The organism is Eubacterium sp. AF17-7, from assembly GCF_003461285.1.
GTDB classification, from domain to species: domain Bacteria; phylum Bacillota; class Clostridia; order Lachnospirales; family Lachnospiraceae; genus Eubacterium_U; species Eubacterium_U album.
The window spans coordinates 48,730-68,309 of sequence record NZ_QTWU01000008.1 but is presented as its reverse complement, the minus strand read 5'-3'; the positions used below and the strand labels follow the sequence as shown (position 1 = coordinate 68,309).

24 protein-coding genes are annotated in these 19,580 nt (G+C 35.2%); 4 read left to right on the top strand and 20 right to left on the bottom strand.

What is annotated here, in order from left to right:
- Positions 1 to 22: 22 nt before the first annotated feature.
- The 15 genes from DWW96_RS08625 to DWW96_RS08565 all read right to left on the bottom strand — a co-directional run bounded on the left by DWW96_RS08625 (position 23) and on the right by DWW96_RS08565 (position 9,715).
- A complete protein-coding gene (locus DWW96_RS08625) occupies positions 23 to 1,882 on the bottom strand; it encodes a VirD4-like conjugal transfer protein, CD1115 family (protein WP_330678029.1) in 1,860 nt (619 codons plus the stop codon).
- 23 nt (positions 1,883 to 1,905) lie between these two features.
- Positions 1,906 to 2,397, bottom strand: coding sequence for a PcfB family protein (locus DWW96_RS08620; protein ID WP_117910135.1), 492 nt, complete (start codon positions 2,395 to 2,397; stop codon positions 1,906 to 1,908).
- An 82-nt stretch (positions 2,398 to 2,479) separates the two neighbouring features.
- The gene (locus tag DWW96_RS08615) at positions 2,480 to 3,274 is read right to left on the bottom strand and encodes an ATP-binding protein (protein WP_117910134.1); all 795 of its coding nucleotides are present in this window, start codon (positions 3,272 to 3,274) and stop codon (positions 2,480 to 2,482) included.
- A complete protein-coding gene (locus DWW96_RS08610; protein ID WP_024720795.1) occupies positions 3,274 to 4,092 on the bottom strand; it encodes a replication initiator protein A in 819 nt (272 codons plus the stop codon). The genes DWW96_RS08615 and DWW96_RS08610 overlap by 1 nt, the downstream gene beginning before the upstream one ends.
- A 9-nt stretch (positions 4,093 to 4,101) precedes the next feature.
- Positions 4,102 to 4,980, bottom strand: a complete 879-nt coding sequence (locus tag DWW96_RS08605) for a replication initiator protein A (protein WP_117910133.1) — start codon at positions 4,978 to 4,980, stop codon at positions 4,102 to 4,104.
- Positions 4,973 to 5,365: a hypothetical protein gene (locus DWW96_RS08600; protein ID WP_008688048.1), complete on the bottom strand. Its 393-nt coding sequence runs from the start codon at positions 5,363 to 5,365 to the stop codon at positions 4,973 to 4,975. The genes DWW96_RS08605 and DWW96_RS08600 overlap by 8 nt, the downstream gene beginning before the upstream one ends.
- Before the next feature lie 13 nt (positions 5,366 to 5,378).
- On the bottom strand, positions 5,379 to 5,777 hold the full coding sequence (locus tag DWW96_RS08595; protein WP_117470892.1) for a single-stranded DNA-binding protein: 399 nt from the start codon (positions 5,775 to 5,777) through the stop codon (positions 5,379 to 5,381).
- A gap of 13 nt (positions 5,778 to 5,790) precedes the next feature.
- A complete protein-coding gene (locus DWW96_RS08590) occupies positions 5,791 to 6,189 on the bottom strand; it encodes a hypothetical protein (protein ID WP_008688044.1) in 399 nt (132 codons plus the stop codon).
- A gap of 131 nt (positions 6,190 to 6,320) precedes the next feature.
- On the bottom strand, positions 6,321 to 6,632 hold the full coding sequence (locus DWW96_RS08585) for a DUF6050 family protein (protein ID WP_022068206.1): 312 nt from the start codon (positions 6,630 to 6,632) through the stop codon (positions 6,321 to 6,323).
- Complete coding sequence (locus DWW96_RS14255; protein ID WP_164468309.1) at positions 6,629 to 6,790, bottom strand: hypothetical protein; 162 nt, start codon at positions 6,788 to 6,790, stop codon at positions 6,629 to 6,631. The genes DWW96_RS08585 and DWW96_RS14255 overlap by 4 nt, the downstream gene beginning before the upstream one ends.
- A gap of 4 nt (positions 6,791 to 6,794) precedes the next feature.
- Complete coding sequence (locus tag DWW96_RS14545; protein ID WP_008371487.1) at positions 6,795 to 6,929, bottom strand: hypothetical protein; 135 nt, start codon at positions 6,927 to 6,929, stop codon at positions 6,795 to 6,797.
- Positions 6,926 to 7,831 (bottom strand): ParB/RepB/Spo0J family partition protein, encoded by a 906-nt coding sequence (locus tag DWW96_RS08580; protein ID WP_117470891.1) that lies wholly within the window; start codon positions 7,829 to 7,831, stop codon positions 6,926 to 6,928. Before DWW96_RS08580 ends, DWW96_RS14545 begins: the two co-directional genes overlap by 4 nt.
- A complete protein-coding gene (locus tag DWW96_RS08575) occupies positions 7,821 to 8,606 on the bottom strand; it encodes a ParA family protein (protein WP_117470890.1) in 786 nt (261 codons plus the stop codon). Before DWW96_RS08575 ends, DWW96_RS08580 begins: the two co-directional genes overlap by 11 nt.
- A 59-nt stretch (positions 8,607 to 8,665) precedes the next feature.
- Positions 8,666 to 9,517 (bottom strand): Arm DNA-binding domain-containing protein, encoded by an 852-nt coding sequence (locus tag DWW96_RS08570; protein WP_117910132.1) that lies wholly within the window; start codon positions 9,515 to 9,517, stop codon positions 8,666 to 8,668.
- A gap of 12 nt (positions 9,518 to 9,529) precedes the next feature.
- Positions 9,530 to 9,715 carry a helix-turn-helix domain-containing protein gene (locus tag DWW96_RS08565; RefSeq protein ID WP_117910131.1) on the bottom strand — a complete coding sequence of 62 codons (186 nt, stop codon included), beginning with the start codon at positions 9,713 to 9,715 and terminating at the stop codon, positions 9,530 to 9,532.
- A gap of 201 nt (positions 9,716 to 9,916) precedes the next feature.
- On the opposite strand from DWW96_RS08565, the gene DWW96_RS08560 reads away from it, so the two are divergent.
- The 4 genes from DWW96_RS08560 to DWW96_RS08545 all read left to right on the top strand — a co-directional run bounded on the left by DWW96_RS08560 (position 9,917) and on the right by DWW96_RS08545 (position 12,348).
- The gene (locus DWW96_RS08560; RefSeq protein ID WP_117910130.1) at positions 9,917 to 10,528 is read left to right on the top strand and encodes a helix-turn-helix transcriptional regulator; all 612 of its coding nucleotides are present in this window, start codon (positions 9,917 to 9,919) and stop codon (positions 10,526 to 10,528) included.
- A 31-nt stretch (positions 10,529 to 10,559) separates the two neighbouring features.
- Positions 10,560 to 11,219: a hypothetical protein gene (locus DWW96_RS08555; RefSeq protein ID WP_117910129.1), complete on the top strand. Its 660-nt coding sequence runs from the start codon at positions 10,560 to 10,562 to the stop codon at positions 11,217 to 11,219.
- A gap of 492 nt (positions 11,220 to 11,711) precedes the next feature.
- Positions 11,712 to 12,095 (top strand): hypothetical protein, encoded by a 384-nt coding sequence (locus tag DWW96_RS08550; RefSeq protein ID WP_117910128.1) that lies wholly within the window; start codon positions 11,712 to 11,714, stop codon positions 12,093 to 12,095.
- On the top strand, positions 12,082 to 12,348 hold the full coding sequence (locus tag DWW96_RS08545; RefSeq protein ID WP_117910127.1) for a hypothetical protein: 267 nt from the start codon (positions 12,082 to 12,084) through the stop codon (positions 12,346 to 12,348). The genes DWW96_RS08550 and DWW96_RS08545 overlap by 14 nt, the downstream gene beginning before the upstream one ends.
- Positions 12,349 to 12,418: 70 nt before the next feature.
- Here the strand turns inward: DWW96_RS08545 and DWW96_RS08540 are convergent, their stop codons facing one another.
- The 5 genes from DWW96_RS08540 to DWW96_RS08520 form a co-directional block, all read right to left on the bottom strand.
- Positions 12,419 to 13,426 carry an AbiH family protein gene (locus tag DWW96_RS08540; RefSeq protein WP_117910126.1) on the bottom strand — a complete coding sequence of 336 codons (1,008 nt, stop codon included), beginning with the start codon at positions 13,424 to 13,426 and terminating at the stop codon, positions 12,419 to 12,421.
- Between the two features lie 430 nt (positions 13,427 to 13,856).
- Positions 13,857 to 15,509, bottom strand: coding sequence for an RNA-binding domain-containing protein (locus DWW96_RS08535; protein WP_243003054.1), 1,653 nt, complete (start codon positions 15,507 to 15,509; stop codon positions 13,857 to 13,859).
- A gap of 41 nt (positions 15,510 to 15,550) precedes the next feature.
- On the bottom strand, positions 15,551 to 16,945 hold the full coding sequence (locus DWW96_RS08530) for a nucleotidyltransferase (RefSeq protein WP_117910125.1): 1,395 nt from the start codon (positions 16,943 to 16,945) through the stop codon (positions 15,551 to 15,553).
- Positions 16,946 to 16,957: 12 nt separating this feature from the next.
- The gene (locus DWW96_RS08525; RefSeq protein WP_117910124.1) at positions 16,958 to 18,052 is read right to left on the bottom strand and encodes an SAVED domain-containing protein; all 1,095 of its coding nucleotides are present in this window, start codon (positions 18,050 to 18,052) and stop codon (positions 16,958 to 16,960) included.
- A gap of 232 nt (positions 18,053 to 18,284) precedes the next feature.
- A complete protein-coding gene (locus tag DWW96_RS08520; protein ID WP_117910123.1) occupies positions 18,285 to 19,535 on the bottom strand; it encodes a hypothetical protein in 1,251 nt (416 codons plus the stop codon).
- Positions 19,536 to 19,580: the final 45 nt, after the last annotated feature.

Sequence of the window (19,580 nt, the reverse complement as noted above, 5' to 3'; positions counted from 1 at the left end):
TATTTTTCGTTCATTCCCAAGGTTACTCCGACAGTTCTACATGAATCACTTCCACCTCTTCTTCGGGTTTCGGTGTGTACTGCGGATTTAACTCTTTCTCTACTTTGTACCGGTTCTTCTCGTTTTCATCTGCAAGAAGCCGATAGTTTTTGTGTTTCGTGATATCATATTTATCCGAGAAAAATGGTCTGGCACCACGGATCTGCAGGATACATTTTCCTCCATCCATGACTGCAATCTCATCTTCCGTCATCAGCTGTTTGCCTGTTTTCTGGTAATTCAATCCAAAGGACTTCTGATTACTCCTCGTCTCCGAAGTGTTATACAGGTCAATGGTTTCCTTCCCCAGAAGCTCACTCATTTCCTTTAAGGTGGTTTTCTCTTTGCCACCAAGAAAAAGTGTAGTATCACAGTTGCCCAGAATGGTATCTGCACTATCCTTATACATTGCCTTTAACTGACTCTGGGACTGCAAAATAATAGAAGCAGAGATTTCCCTGCTTCGTATGGTTGCAATCAGCTTGTCAAACTGAGGAATCTGTCCGATGTTGGCAAACTCATCAGCGATGACACGCACATGCACCGGAAGTCTTCCACCATATTCATCATCTGCCTTATCGCAAAGCAGATTGAAAAGCTGTGACTGTAACATGGCAATCACAAAGTTAAAGGTTGTATCTGTGTCGGACATAATCAAGAACAAGGCTGTTTTCCTGTCTCCGATCTTATCCAGTTCCATTTCATCGTAAGACATGATCTCACGAAGTTCTGCGATATCAAATGGGGCAAGTCTGGCTCCACAGGATATCAAAATACTTTTCGCTGTCTTTCCAGCCGCCATTTTGTATTTTTTATACTGTCTGACCGCAAAGTGCTGCGGATCTCTTTCTTCCAGTTCCTGGAACATCATATCCACAGGATTCTGGTAAGTTTCATCCTCTTCACGCGTTTCGCTTTCATTCAAAAGATCCAGAAGGGTATTCAGATTCTTTTCCTCTTCATCCCCTTCATACCAGATAAAAGCAATCAGTGCTGTGTACAGCAATTTCTCTGCTTTCACCCAAAAATCTTCGGAAGCTTTTTCCCCTTCGCCTTTGGTATTCACAATGATTGTTGTCACCAGCTTCAGGATATCTTTTTCAGACCGTATATAAGCAAATGGATTGTAATGAAGCGATTTGGAAAAATTGATGGTATTCAGAACCTTAATCACATATGGCTCATGAACTACTTTTCCGGATTTATCTTTCATGATATTTCCATTCTTATCTTTCTTAGGCGGTCCCTTTGCTAACATCTTCCCGCACTCCTCAATGAGAGTGCCCTTTGGATCTGTAATGACCATGGAACAGTTCATCTGCATGACCGACGGCTTTACAAAAAATCGTGTCTTTCCGGAACCACTGCCACCGATGACCACGATATTTTTATTTCTCGCATACTTCGGCTGCTTTGGTCTGCTCTCCATGGTCAGTGCTTCTGTTGCTGTCAACGGAATATTCATCCAGGGATCCTCTGACATATAAGGCTTTATATCCTCTGCAGTTCCCCATCTGGCTGAACCATACTCGATTCCCTTCCGAAGTTTCTTTGCATCTGACTGTTTCTGCCAAACCAATAGTTTTAAAATAACTGCGACAGTAACTCCAACCAATAGATCTCTAAGGTCAAAACTCAACAGAATCCCTGTAAAGATCCGATCTGCATGTTCCATCGCATATAACAGTTTGTTCCCTATATCTTCTCCGGGACTGCTTCTGTATAAGCAGGATGCCCGGTCCGCATAAAAAGCGGTCAGAACATAGGGAAGATTGGTAAGAACCAGTTTCTTTTTATCCAGGGCGGACAGCCTGACCCCAGCCTTATTCTTCCACTTCTGCATCAGTTTATTGCCGTTTTGTTTCTTCATCGGCTCTGTTCCTGATGTCGGTTCTTTACTTTGTCCTTCGTCTTCTTTGGCATCATTGCCCGGTAAGCTGCAAGACGCTTATGAATAGAAGGCTTATTCGCTTTTTGAATCTGTTTCTGGGAAAACTCACGGAAAGCAGCATTGAGGGCATCCTGATCACGTCCCTTGAAAAATACCAGATAAACCGGCGGCTCTTTGCTCTTGTCTTTTTTCAGAGCATAATTGATCCCGTATTTTCTGGCATAGCGTTCAAAGGACTTGATATTCTTATTTGTGATCTCGATATTGACCATCCCGGCATTCTGTTTTGCCAGCTCTTTTACCGTGACCTTTCCCTGTTTCGGCTGATTTTTCTGTGCTTTCTTCTCTACTGATTTCTGCCTCTGATGACGCAGATACGCAACAAGAACCTTTTTCAACAGGTCTGCCGTAATCTTAGTAGCCCGAATACAGAACGTGACCGTTTTCTGAGTTACCTCTTCCTGCATGACTTTTCCCTCCTTTCAGCGATTCAACTGCTGTCCAGATCTGTAATCATGGCAACCACCCCCTTTAATGAAAAAAGACAGATTAACCGGTAATCAGGTTCTGCACCTGTACGAGTTTTTCTGTCCCTTCTTCTTTTCTCTTATCTTCTCCACCACAATAGATGGGAACACACATTTCAAGTATTCTACTGTAAATACGCTGATGGGCAGTATCCAAGTCTGTGGATTTCATTTCATTCAGTCCCAGATTCGTTGTTACGATCAGCGGAAGCATTTTACAATAGCGGCTGTCTATCACATTATAGACCTGCTCCAAAGCAAACTCGGAATTTCGTTCTATTCCCAAGTCATCAATAATCAGCAGCGGATAATCCACAAGATTTTGTATAATCTGGTTCTTATCTGCCTGATAGCTGGTCATTTCATTTAAAATCCTGGAAAAGTTTGTCATCATGACACGTTCTCCCTGTTCCAAAAGTGCATTTGCAATACAGCCTGCAAAAAAGCTCTTCCCGGTTCCAACCGGTCCCATCAAAAGCAATCCTACATTTTTTCTCTTCATATCTGTCCAGTTTTCTACATACTGCCTGGCGATTAGTATCTTCTGGTTGCTTCCATTGTCATTTTCAAATTTCCATTCCCAGAATCTTCTTTCCCGAAGTCCGACGGATTTTCTCTGATAAAGCTGCCGCTGTTCTTCTTCCCGCTGCATCTTCTCATCCAGTTCCTGCCTGGCTTTTACCTCGCATTCGCACAAACAGGACACTACATGCTCAAAACCCATCAGACTGACTTTCATCTGTTTTCTTTTTCCACAGGTGCCACAATGAAGACATCCCTCTTCGTCCAGATAATCTGCTGTTACTTTGTTTTCCATCACAGGCTTTCTCCTTCCTGAAATTCATATTTATCCATTCCTATCCTGGTTCCATCCCTTTCTGCCCAAAGACAGATTGTTGCAAAATGGTTTTGATACTCTTTTCCACTGGATTTCATATAAACAGAAAGATGATCAATCCGTTTCTGGTAATCCCATGGAAATAGCGTCATCAACTCCTGCAGTTCAGCTTCCGACAGAACAACATTTTTAAATCTACCATATTGACTGAATTTTTCTTCCAAAGCGGGTGTATTGCCCTTACTCTTATCAGTATGATTCTTTTCAGTCTTATTTATCTTAGTATTACTTCCATCCAGATTCTTGCAGTCCGGACTTCTATTTTTTTGCGTTCCGGACTTCCAGTTTCTTGCAATCCGGATTTCCAATTCTTTGCAGTCTGGATTTCCAGTTTCTGGCATTCCAGAAACAAAGTATCTTACTGGCTTTCCTCTACTCCGTTTTACAAAATTTTTTACATATATGACAGAGGGACGATTATTCCCCTGCCGATACCGCTCGATCAATCCAATCCCATGCACACTATCCAGCTCATATAGAAGCTTTGTCACTGTCGTATGCGACATTCGCAACAGCTCCTGCAATTCTGCGATCGTGTAAATGATATAGACATAACCCTCACTGTCAATCCAGCCATTTTTCTTGGACAGGCTGATTCGATCAAGCAGAATTCCATAAAGGAGCTTTGCGTCTGTGGACAGACTTGCAAACTCTTTTTCTGTGAACAGAGCTTTTGGTATCCGAAAAAAAGAAAACTGGTCAGATTCTTCTGCTCTGAAATATTCAAAATCTGCCATAATATTTTCCTACTCTTCTACATCAAAATCACAATTTGCTGCACTGCCTGTACCATGGCACATCTCATCAAATACAAAATTGAATGATTGAATCATTTCGTCCAAATAATAATTTCTGGCCTTCTTGTTACAAGCATACATATCACCAATAAAGCCTTCATCATTCCCCATCGCATGAGCAAGGGTTTCCAGGACCTTCATAAACTTCTTTTTTGAACAGCTTTCATACTGTCTGTTCACATATTTCTGGATATCTAACACACGAGCAGGATTATTTTCATTTTCCTCCAGAATTCCAAATGCAAGATCCATACCAAACTCATATCCATCAGCCTCAATTTGATCAATATCCATCTCTCCAAGCTCATCCTGGTATCCTCGCTTTTCCATTGCAGTTAAAGACGTTTCATATTGATCAATATATCCCATATCCGCAATAGTTTCAAAAATATCTCTGGATGCTTTCACCATCTTATCCATAATAATTTCTCTTTCAGCCAGCGGCATATTTTCCATGATAGTATCTAATGTCATCATTGATTCTTCCTCCATCTCATTTTCATAAATACCATTGATATAAAAGTGGTTCGCCTTTCCATTGTTTGGAATGATACGCACCAGTTTACCAACCTGAACCAGTTCCTGTACTGCCTGATCTACTCCATACCGAGTCGTATTCAGGTCTTTCTTTATTTCACTTTTGGGATAGATAACAAACAGATTCCCGTTATGATCTACCCAGCCATTTTGCACCGCAAATTTCAAACGATCCAGAAATAAGCTGTATAGAATCTTTGCTGTATTTGACAGATTTTTGTATTTTTCCATCTGAAACAGCACCTTTGGCACCTGCAGACAATCTACCGGCATATACTCCATCTTACTCATTGATTGTTTCCTCCTTCTGTTTGTACAGCACTTCGGCTGAATTAATATTGATTTCCAGCATCCCTACAAACACCTGATAGTACAGCAGGCATATCTGTTCATCCTCTCTTGCCAGATACAATCCTTCCAGTTCATTGGACGGATGTTTCATTCCGTATACTGCCTGACAGATGTCATGGATTTTCTCACATTCCACACTTCTAAGATGCATCTCCAAGGTGTGATTAAATCTCTGCCAATCCTCCAGTTTCTGATTTACTGCCATCATGCACTGGAACAGTTCCGCTGCTTCACATGCTGCTGACAGCACTACATTTTTGTTGTTGATACTTCCATCGGCATTTTTCATATGCCCTACCATATACGCCTGATCTACTGAAACCATCTTTTATCCTCCTCTATCTAAACGGCATTTCTTCTTCCATACCCTCTGGGATCTCTAAGAACCCTTCCGCATCTTCTGGAAACGGTGGTCTGTCAACCATTTTTGCACCTGCGAATTCAATCCGGTTTGCATACACTTCGGTGGTATAGATCTTTTTCCCGGTATCCTTATCTTCATAATTACCTGTGACAATCTCGCCTTCCACCATGACCTTCGTTCCCTGCATCAGATAATCTCTGGCAAATTCTGCTTTCTTTGCAAAAGCCTTTACCGGAATGAAACTGACTTCATCGGAATAATTTCTTCTGACTGCCAGAACAAACTTGGCAATCTTATGAAGTCCTTTTTCATTCTCCACTTCGTTGTATCCGGGATTTCTTACTAATCGCCCGGAAATAACTATTGTATTCATTGGCTTACCCCTCCTATGCTTTCATTGATTTGTAACAGATACCGATACATGGTCCACATTTTCCATAGGCACATCCGTAACATTCATCTTTTTCCAACTCTTCTTGCTTCATTTCATCGGCAAACATTCCTAACAGTGTTGTGTAAATCTTTTTCATTGCCAGGAACTTTTCTTCTGCTTTTTCCATCTTCTCTTTGTAAAATGGGATCAGTTCACGAAGAACTGGATGGAAACGTTCATTTTCATCATCCCAGGCACAGGTTTTCATCATACAGCGTGGCTGTTTCTCATAATTGCCCAGATAATATGGGCAGAACGTACAGCCTCTTTCTTTAACAATTGCCACCGGAATCACTGGCATCTGACTTTTGATTTCCTTTGTTACATGCTTACTTTCAATTCGCTCTCTCATCTTAAAAATCCTCCAAGAATATATATATTTGCAAAAGGGAATTCCCCTGAATTGCCTGTTTTTAAGCACAAAAAAAGAGGCAGACTTACGATTTTTATTTTCGCAAGCCTGCCTCTTATCAATCTAATATTCTATTTTCCAATGACATACCGTATAAACACGTATATCGCTCTGATCACATACACTGGAATCATGATGCTTCCAATCAATGCTCCAATAATGACACTTAATGCAGCCATCCCAAGTGTTGCTGTGGTATCCATTCCTCTCGGAATTAGAATCAACCGCATTTTATGTATTCCAAATGGAAGTCCGGCAATAAATACCCACCAGAACCAATCCGTCTGCCCACTGACTTTCATAATTGTTTTTGTCATCCAAAACCAGAATACCATAAATGCCAGTGGCAGAATTGATTTTTTAATTACATCTTCAATCGTCATCTTTTTTTCTCCCTCTGTCTGATTCCTTCCGCCACCTCCCGATTAAGGTTTGCCAATATTTCTCTAACCACAGGAGAATCCAATCGAAAGGTTTCCAGATCTTTCTCCGTGAGCTCCCTTCCGTTCGCATCATATCTTCGTACAATTTTTAAAGCCATACTTTCACTTCCTTCCTGCTGATAATCCTAATGTTTTCAACAAATGTTTAAACTTCTCTCTTTTCATCCGTTTAACACGTATCTTTTCTATCTTTTTCAGATAGACTTGTATTCTACTTGCCATATCTTCATTGCTCATTCTTTACCCTCTCTTTCTGCCCACGATGCCAGAAGCATAAATATAATTTCTTCCATCTGAGTCTTTGTATATGTCTCTGGAAAATATTGTTTCAATTTCTTCGCCGGAATCTGCACCTGAACTTTTTCAGTACTTTCATTCATGCAAATCTGATCAATCTCCGAATACGTCAACATCCGCTCTTTTGAAATCTGTTTCAATTCCTTTGCCTGCTTCAAGGACGGTACCATATTGTGATTACTCATATACTGAAATAATATCTGCTGCTCTTCAGTTCTCAAATAAGAAAGTTCAACAGCTGTGTTAAAGGGAAGCTTCTTCTCGTCTGCCAATTCTAATAGCTCTGCTACTAACTCTGTCAGATGAATATATCGAAGAATCTGTCTGGAACTATCTCCTGTATTCTGACTGACTTCTTCTGCCGCCAACTTCTTGCCAACTTGGCAAGAAGTTAAATCAGATCGTTTTCCCTGACGCTTTAACGCCTCATATTTCATTTTATAAGCAAATGCCTTTTCGCTGATCAGCAGCTCTTCTCGTTGAATGTTGGAATCTACCATAATCACCGTCGCTTCATCATCTGTAAGATCTTTGATGATAACCGGCATTTTCTCTAGTCCAGAAAGTTCACATGCTCGTTTTCGCCGATGACCAGCTACCAGCTCATAACCACCGGATTCTCTCAACCGCACAATACCAGGAACCAACACGCCATATTGTGTAATACTTTCCGCTAATTCTTCCATTTTCTTATCATCTCTTACTTGAAACGGGTGATTCGTAAATGGATGAAGACTTCCTATTGCTATCTCACTAATTCCATTGGTTGTCTCTTCGTTTGTTCCAAACAATGCATCAAGCGGCTGTAAGGAAACGGGAGTTGCTCTTTTTTTAGATGGCATCTTTCAGCACCTCCTCCGTCACTCTCCGATAAGCTTCTGTAGCTTTGCCTTTCGGATCATAAGAGAAAATACTCTGTCCTTCTCTGACTGCTTCCTTCATTCTTACAGAAAATGGAATATAATTATCGAAGATATGAATTTGACCTCCATATACATTTCTGAGAAGTTCCATATTATTCCTGGCATCATTCGTATGAGCATCCACCATCGTAAACAGAATTCCACCGACTTGCAGCTTCGGATTGATTTGCTTACGGACCTTACCGATCGTTTTTAATAACTGCTGCAATCCTTTGATTGGCAGGTAAGACGCTTCAACCGGAATTAGTACTTCATCTGATGCAGCCAGTGCATTGATTGTGATCATTCCCAATGATGGCATACAATCAATGATAATTGCATCATATTGATCCTTGATACCATATAAAATCTGTTTCAATACATATTCCCTGCTCATTGCATTTACCAACTGTACTTCCGTACCTGCCAGTCCAATGTTAGAACAGATAATGTCTATTCCTTCTGCCTGATGCCTGATATAACAGTCTGAAGGAATATCTTCATCTTTCATTACTGTATCCATAAGAGCTGTAAGTGTTTCATTACTTTCATCACAATCACGATATCCAAATCCTGCGGATACATCAGACTGTGGATCTGCATCTACAATCAACACTTTCATATTCTTTTGTGCCAATCCTACTGCTAAATTAGCTGTACATGCGGATTTTCCCGTTCCCCCTTTTTGGTTTACAATAGAAATAATTCTAGCCATTTTTTCATCACCTTTCAATCAATAAAAATGACCGAATCAGCTAAACAGATTTTCATCCATTACGAGCTAATTCGGTCCTGTTTTTCGCTATTAAATTGTAATATCACCACTTTCGTGATACAGTAAAAGCATCTCAGATAAAAGCGGAAATTTTCTTTCATCTGAATAAGTTTTTTATAAAAGGTAGGCCTTTCCTTCATAAATTTGTTGATTCGTTGCAAGTTTTTTTCAGGACCAAATCGACTCAACCCCTTGTATTTACTGGGTTTCCGTTGATTTAGTCTTATTTTATCATCATCATCACCAATTCTAAGCCCACACCAATAAAGTATTTCAAATCCATAATATGATTGTGGTTTATCTGCCACCTGCTCAATAAATTTCTGGTATTCCTTCTGCGTCCAGAAATCAACATTTCTATCTCTTGCACTGCCCATGTTCCCAGCCTTGCTTGCGACATTCCATTTAAGCCCATAATATCTGACTGCATGATTAAGCATTGCACTTAGCTGATTATGAATTGTTCCAAGATATGATTTTGAAAAGCTCTTACCATTTTGAGTTGTTAAGCTCTGAATTTCTCTTTGCCACTCAAAAATGTCCGTTACCTTTAATTCATTTATTTTTCTCTTGCCAAGATAAGGAAGAATTTTTGTTAAAATTATGTATTCCTTTTCTTCCCAAGTGTTTGGTCTTACCTTATGACTTACATCTCTTTTATATAATTCAAAGAAATCTTCAATGGTCATATCCAGGTCCTGGTGGTCTTGCAGTTTGAAATGTCTTTCCCAATCAAGAGCTTCAGATTTTGTTCTGAAGCCTCTTTTGGTTTTCTGTTTTCGCTCACCTTTATAATTTTTGTAATAACATCTAACTTCCCATTTATCTGTTTTGGGATTCTTAAAAACCATTTATTTCACCTCCTATTTAGTCTTAATTCCATAGATTCGTTCTTCAAAATACTGTCTGCTAAGTCTCCCCTGAACAGTTACAAACCCCTGCTCTTTAAGTTCATTATTAAGTTTTCTAATAATCTTATAAGCCATAGCTTCTGAAACTCCCATTTCCTTTGCTACATCGCTTGCTCTAACAAAAAGTGTATCTGCCATAATATCACCTCCTACCTATTTAAATTTCATTACTTTGTACAGTGCATTTTTGAACTGTGTTGTACTCATTTTATCAGTTCACTTTTGCACTGTCAAGTAAAACATTTCACTTATGACTGTTTTGTAATCTTTATATTTCACAAATGAACTGTTTATGATATAATACAAGCAGTTATAAAATGATATGGAAGGATATGTTTTATGGGAAAAAATAAAAGAGATTTTTCTTTAAATGCTAAAAATCTTGCCTCAGCAAATTTAGGACAAAAGATTAGATTTTACAGACAAATTGCCGGCATGACTCAAAAAGAATTGGGATCTGCCTGTGGTGTAAATGAATCAACTATAAGAAATTATGAACTTGGAAATCGCTATCCGGATTCAGACACTATATTTGAGATTTCAAATGCTTTGGAGATTTCTCCATACGTGCTTGCAACTCCTGATCCTATTTCAGCTGCAAGTTCTCTACAATACTTATTCAGTATGGAAAAAACTTTGGATTTGACTCCAACAACTATAGATGGAAAAGTTTATTTAGAGGTATCTTCCGACATAGACGTAAACGATGCTACTGTTGCTCCTCTTTCAAATCTTAAAAGAATGTTTAGCCATTGGGCAACAATGTATGAGAAATTTATCAATGAAGAAATTGACGAGGAAACCTACCTATTATGGCAGGCAAAGTATTTAAGCTTTGGAACCGATTCAGCTGACTTCTTATTGGATGCAGAAAACGAAAAAGCTATCGAAGTGGATAAGAATATCTCTGATGCAAAGAAGAGATTTAGGAAAGCTAATTTGAAGGATTAAATTTATATGTTTATTTAAGAGAGATGATAAAATGGGAAAAAATATCAACGAATATATCAATAAATTTATTGATAGTTACCATAACGATAAAAACGGAAGATATAGATCATATGATCACTGTAGAGAAAGTTTCTTAAAATATAAAAATGATGAAACCATGTACAATTATATAACATTAAATTTATATGCCTACCTAGCTAGTTGGGGTATGCTACGAAATTCTTTTTTAATGCAAAAAGATTATTTATTTAGTAAGCCTGTTGTCGAAATACTTTGTAAGGATAAATATTCAAATTTAATAAGTTTTAATCCTTTTAAAGAGAATATTATCACAGATCTTGAAACTATAATGAGTTTAAGAGATGAAATAAAAGAGTACTATATGGGTCAAACTTATATAGAAGATGGTACTAACAAAACAAAAACAATTTCCAATGTAACAGATACATTAATTACTAAAATCATATTAGGAACTCTTGGATGCGTTCCAGCATATGACCAATATTTTGTAAAAGCGCTACGTCGTAACAAAATAAATGGGGTTTTCAATTTAAATAGTATGAAGCAAATAATTCAATACGCCAAAGACAACAAAGAAGAAATCGAAAAAGCTTGTAATAAACTTGGTGATTTGTACACCCCTATGAAAATTATAGATATGTATTTCTGGGAAGTTGGAATTGAAAAATAGAATATTGGTATTTCAGTCATAACCACCCCTGCGGTGTCACTGCAGGGTCTTTTTATTTTATAAAGGAAAAATATGTAATTTTATCAGTTCATAAATGTACGCTTTTGAACGTTTTTTATAAAAAATAGCAAAAAATATTGTCATTTTATTGTCACTCTAAAAAAGAAAAAACCTACAAACCCTTTATTTATGGGGTTTGTAGGCATATAGAATTTATTTTTGCATTATTCAAACTCTTCCCAAGGGAAGTATCATCAAATCGAAAATGCTGATTTTATGCGGCATTTCACCGCATCTGTTTCATCAAATGTTACTCTTTTCATATCGTTTTCAAAAACTTTAGTAGCAAATTAGTTGCAATGATTCAATATTGCTTTTACGAAATCCATGGCAGATATAATCTACTTTTACTACTAAAAACGAATAATCAAATGTGGCTTGCGGGTGTTTAACTGTACCTGCTGCCACACCCACTATGAAAGGAGCTTTTCTATGAGCAATCAACACAAACATCCAACTATAAGCTTTAGAATCAGCGATGCTGAACGTAAACAAATCGAAGCCCGTATTCTTGCCAGTGGAATGATGAAGAAAGATTACTTCGTCCGTTCCTGCATATATAACCGAATATGCGTTGTTGGCAAGAAAGAAACTATATATCCTCTTGTGCAGACTGTTAATGCATTATATCTGCAATTACTTGAAATGCAGAAAGCATTTACTAATTGCTGTAATCAACAAAATTTAAGCAATCTTCCTACCAATGATGAAATTAAGGAACTACAGACCAACTATAACAATATGCTTACAGCCATCATTGATCTGCTTGATGGTGCTAAGTATCTGTGGGAAGGAGAACCCAATGAAACAAAATAATCCTTGTTACCTGCTTGGTATGTATGAATCTGATACTGATTCAGTTATTGTTAATGCCATCAATGATACATATACCGGCACGCCTCTTACTATCAGTTGTGAAAAATGCAATTCAGCAGTCTTACTTGATACACCTGATGATATCGCGTATCTATATCGGCTAGCACAAGAGAATCCTCTGCTGTATGCTGAATTAGCTTGTAAACCTAATGGATTACAGGAATATGTGGATGCTATGAATGAATTTAATTAATTTAATTAAACCAGTCTCACTTTTTATATAAGAGACTGGTTTAATATTTTAACAAATGCTACTAACACATCTACATTCTAAATTCTGCATAACTACCATTATACCCTGCCTCTGTAATTTTTCTTTTAAATTCATTCCTGCGTTCAGTCGAATCATATTCTTCAAAATACCACATACACTCTTTTATTTTCTTCGATTTCCTAATTCTATCACATATCTCCCTAATATATGGCATATCTACATTTGAATATGATAACCCCACTGAATATATATTTTGAATGTCTGCTTTTTCAATATTTTCAAAAAATGCTTTTTCATTAAATATATTTTGATCCACATCCTTTATTAATCCCGTTTTAGCAATAAGAATAGCATTTCTTATATTTTCATCACTATAAAGTAAATTATGCTCTTTTAAATTTAGTAATTTCTCCTCATATCCAATAATCAAATTACAATAATCCTTACCGATTGAAACCATATCCTTACGTTTTTGTTCTTCATAATTTGTCTCTCTTGTCCCATGTATATGGCAGATATTATGTTTACATACCCCATATATTCTTTCAAGCGTTTCTGTATAATTAAATGATAAAACGAAATCTGTATCTCCTCTAATTATTTTCTCTAAATTTGATTTCTTTTGGGCTTTTGACAAATCAATAGTATTAATCCAACGAAAAAAGAAACCACTAATATCACATATTGTTTCTTGTATTTTCATAGCATTATCAATAGTGTATCCCCATTTTTCAAGTACAGAATGAATGTTAAGTTCACTTAAATATGTTTCAAAATCAGACCATTTCATATCGGATTTTTTATTAGATACCTCATCTATGAGCCAATAAATCAAGCGTTCTTCCTTCCAATATTCAGCACAGACCCCTTTTTTACACCAAATTTTCTGTTCTGGTAAAGAAGGAATTTCGGTGATTTTTATGTAATCTTCATCATTATCTTTTATACCTTGATTAATTTTTATCCTATCACTAAGATATTTTTTAAAATCTGCATATTTTGTTGGTAAACCATGTGCTATATCAAAGCCATTTCCTATAATAAATAAATTTGACATATCAATAACCTTCTCCACTAACTTATTTTTTATTCTAAAATACACCAAATTAGTTGTTAATCCCAATGGATTGCAGAAATATGTAAATGATATGATTAACTTTAATTAACCCCACATATCATAGGTATATCTTAGGTTGCTTTTCAATTAAATCCCTTGACTCAAATTGACTAAAGTCTTCTTTTTCTGAACTTGAACTAAAAGAAATACAGTTCTCAAATCCAAATCGCTGTTTGCATGCAGCAATCTTGTATAACTTTAAACAATCTCCCTATTATTCTAATTATACATCCAACTCGTTTTTTAACTTGGCGTCTAATTCAATATGCCAAGTTAAAATGCCATGATAAAGCTACACATTTACTGACTTTTGTCTTTACACTCATTTTAACTCGTTCTCTAACTCGGCATTGCCAAGTTGAATAACAAATTAAATTTCTTTTAAAATATATTTTGCATACCTTCCACCATTACTCATTTCAATAATGTTTTCTTCTTTCATTTTTTCAATTGTACGTCTTGCCTGCTGATCCGTAAATCCACACAACTCTTGTACTGTACTACGATTAATATATCCTTGCAATTTAATGTATTCTGTAATCATATCTTTTGCTTTAATATACTGTACTGTTTTATCTCTGGTGTACTCTATATCTGACTTTACTGCCTCATAAACCCGTGCTGTCAACATGTATTCCTTTCCAGTGATCTCTATTAAACCAAATTTCATTAATTCGGCACAGCATTTTCTTGCTTCTTCAGCCGATATCTGAGCCACTTTCTGCACATCAGCAAATTTAATCTTTCTGTTTTCTACAATATAACGCAATATCATTAACTGTGATAGTGATAAATTTATCTGTTTTGAATCCTGTTCTTTTACAATAAATCTTACAAAATCAGGATCTTCCATAGCACTTTCAATCGTAAGCTGTACAGAGTCACTAAATACACGATATACCGGATATGGTTTTCCCATAGATACCATTTCTTTATATATAATGTCAACGCCCTGCCCTGTTCTCTGAACATATTTTAAGCTCTGTAATGTTTCTGCTATCAACTTGTTTCTCGGAGCTGAAGGATGAGTAATAATATTATCAGCTGTTATTCCATCTAGAAATCCTCCTGGATTTTCAATCACAATCTTATCTGGATAATGCTTAACATACACTGCTCCCATCTGTTGATAATCACGATGTGAGAGAGCATTTAATAAAGCTTCTTGAAATACCTTTTCTGAAAAATCTGCCACTTCAAGTCGGAATAATCCGATCTGCACATTTTCAATTTTATTCTCATTCTGAATTTTTTCTGTAAGTCTGTCCAGAATTGTAATAATAGGCTGCTTCATATCAAGTCTAGCATTATATTCTTCAAGATTATCCTTTCCATAATGCAAATAGATAACCTCTGCCTGTGGCAGTAATCTCTGAATAGACTGTTCTTTTCCCACAAAAAGCAATCCCGCTATAGTGAGTCTAATCTGACCATTCTCCTCAACAATCAATTTTAAATCACGCAAAAATGCCATATCATCTAAATCAGGCAATGTAGATGAAGAATCTCGTATCTTCAGTTTTTCCTTCAAAGCATACACAACCATAAGATTGATATCATCGACTGAACTTTCTGCTATTATCTGTGACGAGAAATCGTTAGAATGATATGCTGAATAAATATTACTCATTTCATCTGGATAATATGGTTTAGAATTTTTCCCTAACCGCTTTAAACAGCGCCCATCCGTTGTAGCATATGTTTTACCATCTGCTTCTACAGATATTGCTATAACTTTCTTTCCTTCATATTCTATTTCCTCAATTTCCGTAAACATTGGTGGTCTGGTTTTATCATATATTGATTCACTAATCGCCTGTATATCATATTTACCTGTACATCCCGTAACATCACAATTATCCTCTACGCCAAGATATACTGTTCCCCCCTTACAATTAGCAAATGCAATTAACTCATCAACAGCTAATGAAATTCTTTCTTTCATATTATGAGCTTTTATCCACGATTTGAATTCTATGTCAATAGATTCGCCTATTTCTAATGCTTCCTTTAATGTTTTCAACTAACCACTTCCTTTACTTAAAATTCAAATAATATATTCTATTATAATGAATCATTTCCAATTGTCACATCAACACATTCTCTAGCAACACATTTGTTGTCTTTAACAATGTAGCAATCTACATAATGACTCCCTTTAAAGTCAGAGTGTTCTATTTTTTTCTTACCCTTATTCTTTTCAATTTGACCTCTTATACAATTTCTTTTATAAGCCTCTTCGCCAACATTTCTTACCTTCCACCACACACTATATGGCTCTGGTACATTCGTCTTTCTCATCTCTAACTCAATAGATAAGCCTCTAGGAATTACTTTCTTAAAGACCGGAAATTTATCTAGGAATTCATCCTTATATAACCAATCATGCGTACAATTTGCTTTTACCTTGCAAGTGACATCAACAAAATATTGTTCTGTACAATCGTCTACTAAATCCTCAATAAACTGTTCTGTATCTGTATACGAATATAGTGACTTTAAAAAATCTCTACTTTCGGATATAGCTTTTTCTTCATTCCAATATTCGTGATTAAAGAATTTATACCATGCTTCTTTTACATCATCTTCTTTAGAATCTTTATCTAAAATCACTTCATCCAATTTCGACAATTCTGCACTCAAATGATTCTTCCATCTATCCATCTTGTCATAATGTGATTGTACTGTATTCAAAGATTTCGTAGTATCTGTTGGATTATATACTTCAACATTCCATTGTAATCTGTTATTTACAGCTTTCATTGTGTAATAAAAAATTTCATCCAACCGTTCATATAATGTTGCTATTTTCTCATCACATAAAACCGTTTGAATCAGACCTCCCGGCATTTCTCCCCAGCTATCTCTTGATTTGCAGAACATCTTTGAAAGCCTAATTACTTTTCTTAAGACAATACCTTTGTTATCTATTTCATCCGAAAACCATTCATTGATTGCTTTAGGATTCCTTTCTTCCCATTGCTGTGGTCCAGCATGTTCATATGTATATTCCTCATCCCAAGAATATTTTTTATATCTTCTATACACTGCAAAATCAATATGATAACCATCTGTATATGAAACTGTAACACAGTTCTTTTTAACCTCGGGATCATTTTTAAGTTGCGTACATTTTTTCTTAAGAGCTTCACACACAATATTCTTTGCTTTAATTGCACCTATATCATTCCCAAGATTATCCTTATCAAAAATAATTGCAACATCAATGTCATAATCTTTGTTATCATTCTGAACAACTGTATACATTGCCATGCTACCTTGAACCAAAGTATCAGCAACACTATACGATGTATAATTTTCCTTGTTATACTCTATCAATCCACTTTTTAATCTTTTGATATTAGTATTCTTTTTCTTTCTTAATTCATTTTGATCTTTTCGACTCAAAACCACATGATTATTATAAAAAGTTTCAAATTCCTTCGATAAATCTACCAAATATATTCCTCCTTAATTTTGTATTAACTCACCTTTTTTATACTGTCCCTGAGATTCTGTAACTGCTATTCCAAAAGGATATAACTTTGTTCCCTGATTTACAAAATGATATGCCACTATTTTTTTCACTCTGTTATTATTTTGAGCTATCATTCTTCCAATCTCTAATGACATACAGCTCGGAATAGAGGCTACAAGATTAATCTGATTTAAATGCGGATAATTTTTCCTTCCTAATGCTTCAAGTTCATCAAGAATAACCTTACGATAATTTTGAAGTTGCTTTATATAAGTAATGTTATTATCCTTGCAATCATCCAAATATATTTCAATAATATCCTGCTCACCAAAATCTTTTAATTGATGTTTTTTTATTCTTCTCGTTGTAGAAATAGCCACAATAATTGATTCAGCATTCACATTAGGATTATCCATTTCTTTAATCTTTAATTCTGGAAAATTAGCCTTCTTCTTTGTAGATAATTGTATGAATTTCTCATCTTCTCTTTTCCACTCAAAAAAAATTTTAGGTTCACAATCCACCAAATAAGTGCCAGCTAAAATTGTATATGGAATAGGCGCGGTACCAGTAAAACCTTTTTGGAACTCAGCACTTCTATCTTTGAACTTAGTACACTCTTCTTCTATTTTATTCACAATAATACTATTAGTTTTCTCGTCTATTCCCATATTGAATACATTTACAAAATCTATAAATCTTTCCCTTATTTTGTAATCATTCAATTTAAGTTGCTTTACATTTTGCTTATCGCCAATCTCTCTCTGAGAATACAATCCAAACATATTAAGCACATAAAATCTGTCTCTAATAAAGAGTAAAACCAAAATGCCTACTACCAATAGTACAAATCCTGTTACTAAGCTCCATACATTTACATCATCCGATGCTTGTTTTCCTGTAATCTGAAAAGAAAGCAACCCCAAAACATTGTCAATCAAGGCAGGAAATGCACCTACTATAAGTTCCATTCCTGCTGCAATAATTCCTGCCCCTAATGAGTTATCAGGACTAACTATTTTCGCAATCATATCAACTATAAAAAATATAAGAACCATTCCAACAAGTACAATCAATATATAATTCAAGATTATGATACCTCCTCCAATATCTATCTTAATAATTTAACCAAACTCTTTTCCAGTTCAATATTTGTTTCCAGGTATCCTCGAAAAGCTATGGTCATCACGGATTTTTGAAGCATATATTCAATTTTCTATAGATATACGATAAAAATACTTTTCAAAAAATCTTGAATTGATTTTATTAATTCTCTACCTATTCTTCTCTAAATTTATGCTTTTCTTCTCTTTTATGCCTTTATGCACATATTATAGCTAAAATTGCAATAATCACTGAAATTACTGCAATGACTTGATTACTCTTCGTGTAATTTATTTCTGCCATTTTTTCCATATAATCGTATTTCTCTTCATATATTTTCTTGTAATCTTCTATCTTAATATATTTGTAATCTTTTAGTCTGCACTTATTATTCCCCTTATATAAAATCCAATTTTTATCAAAATCTTTCATCAAATCTTGTTCGCTGCCTCTTAATGGCTGACATTCTGAAAAACTTCTAACTTGCTTAAATAATTTGATTATTTCTCTATTAAAATATATTTTCTTACGTCCAGATACATATTTTGAATATTCTTTTTCAAAGAATGTAAGTTCTGATTCCCCCATTATTCTCAAATAGAATATGTTTCCATATTTCATTACATATTCGCTTATATCAAACTTAGGAACCTCATTATCTCCTGATAAAAGTACATATTTTGTGCTATCATAATTTCTATTAAGAATAATATTCTGGTCTTTATTGTAATAAGAAATACATAAATTATCCCCAAGATATATTTTATCAATATCTATAGATTCTTTTCTTATTTGATAAACAATACTAAGCAATTTCCTTTTTGTGCCTGTTTCTGAAAAAAATAATGATGTAACAAAATGCTGGCATATATACTCAAAATAATTTTGATTCATTTCATAAATTATCTCCAGTTTATGACAACCATCAATATTAAAACTTTCAAAATAATCGTCATCTGTTATTTGTGGCAAATAATCTATTATGAATTGATTACGATTTTCTTCATTAAGCATAATACTAAAAGAAATATCATATTCTACAAAGGCATAGATATCATTCATTTGTGTTACAGTTATATCTATGCTCTTTATATATTTAGAGTCTATAAATTGCACTTCCGCAAGTCTGCCCAAAAAGCAATGTTCCTTTTGCATATGTACATAGTCATATTTATGCAGAATTGTTGGTTTCCTATATAAAACATTGAATACCTTATACTTTTGGGGTGATAATTTATAAAGACTATTAACTAACTTTGTCATCCCATCATTTGATAAAATGTCATAAATTTTAACCTTTGGTACATAATAATTTAAAAAATAATCTGTGTGCTGTTTATTTCCACTTTCTTTTTCAATTATTCTGCAACAATCCCTTGTTTGCCTATCAACATATTCACGGTATTCTATCTGATCAAAATTTTGCAAATAAAATGCAATTTCAGATTTAATTTTTCTATGTTTCATTTATACAATCATTCTCCATTTTATCTACATCTCATATTTTAATAA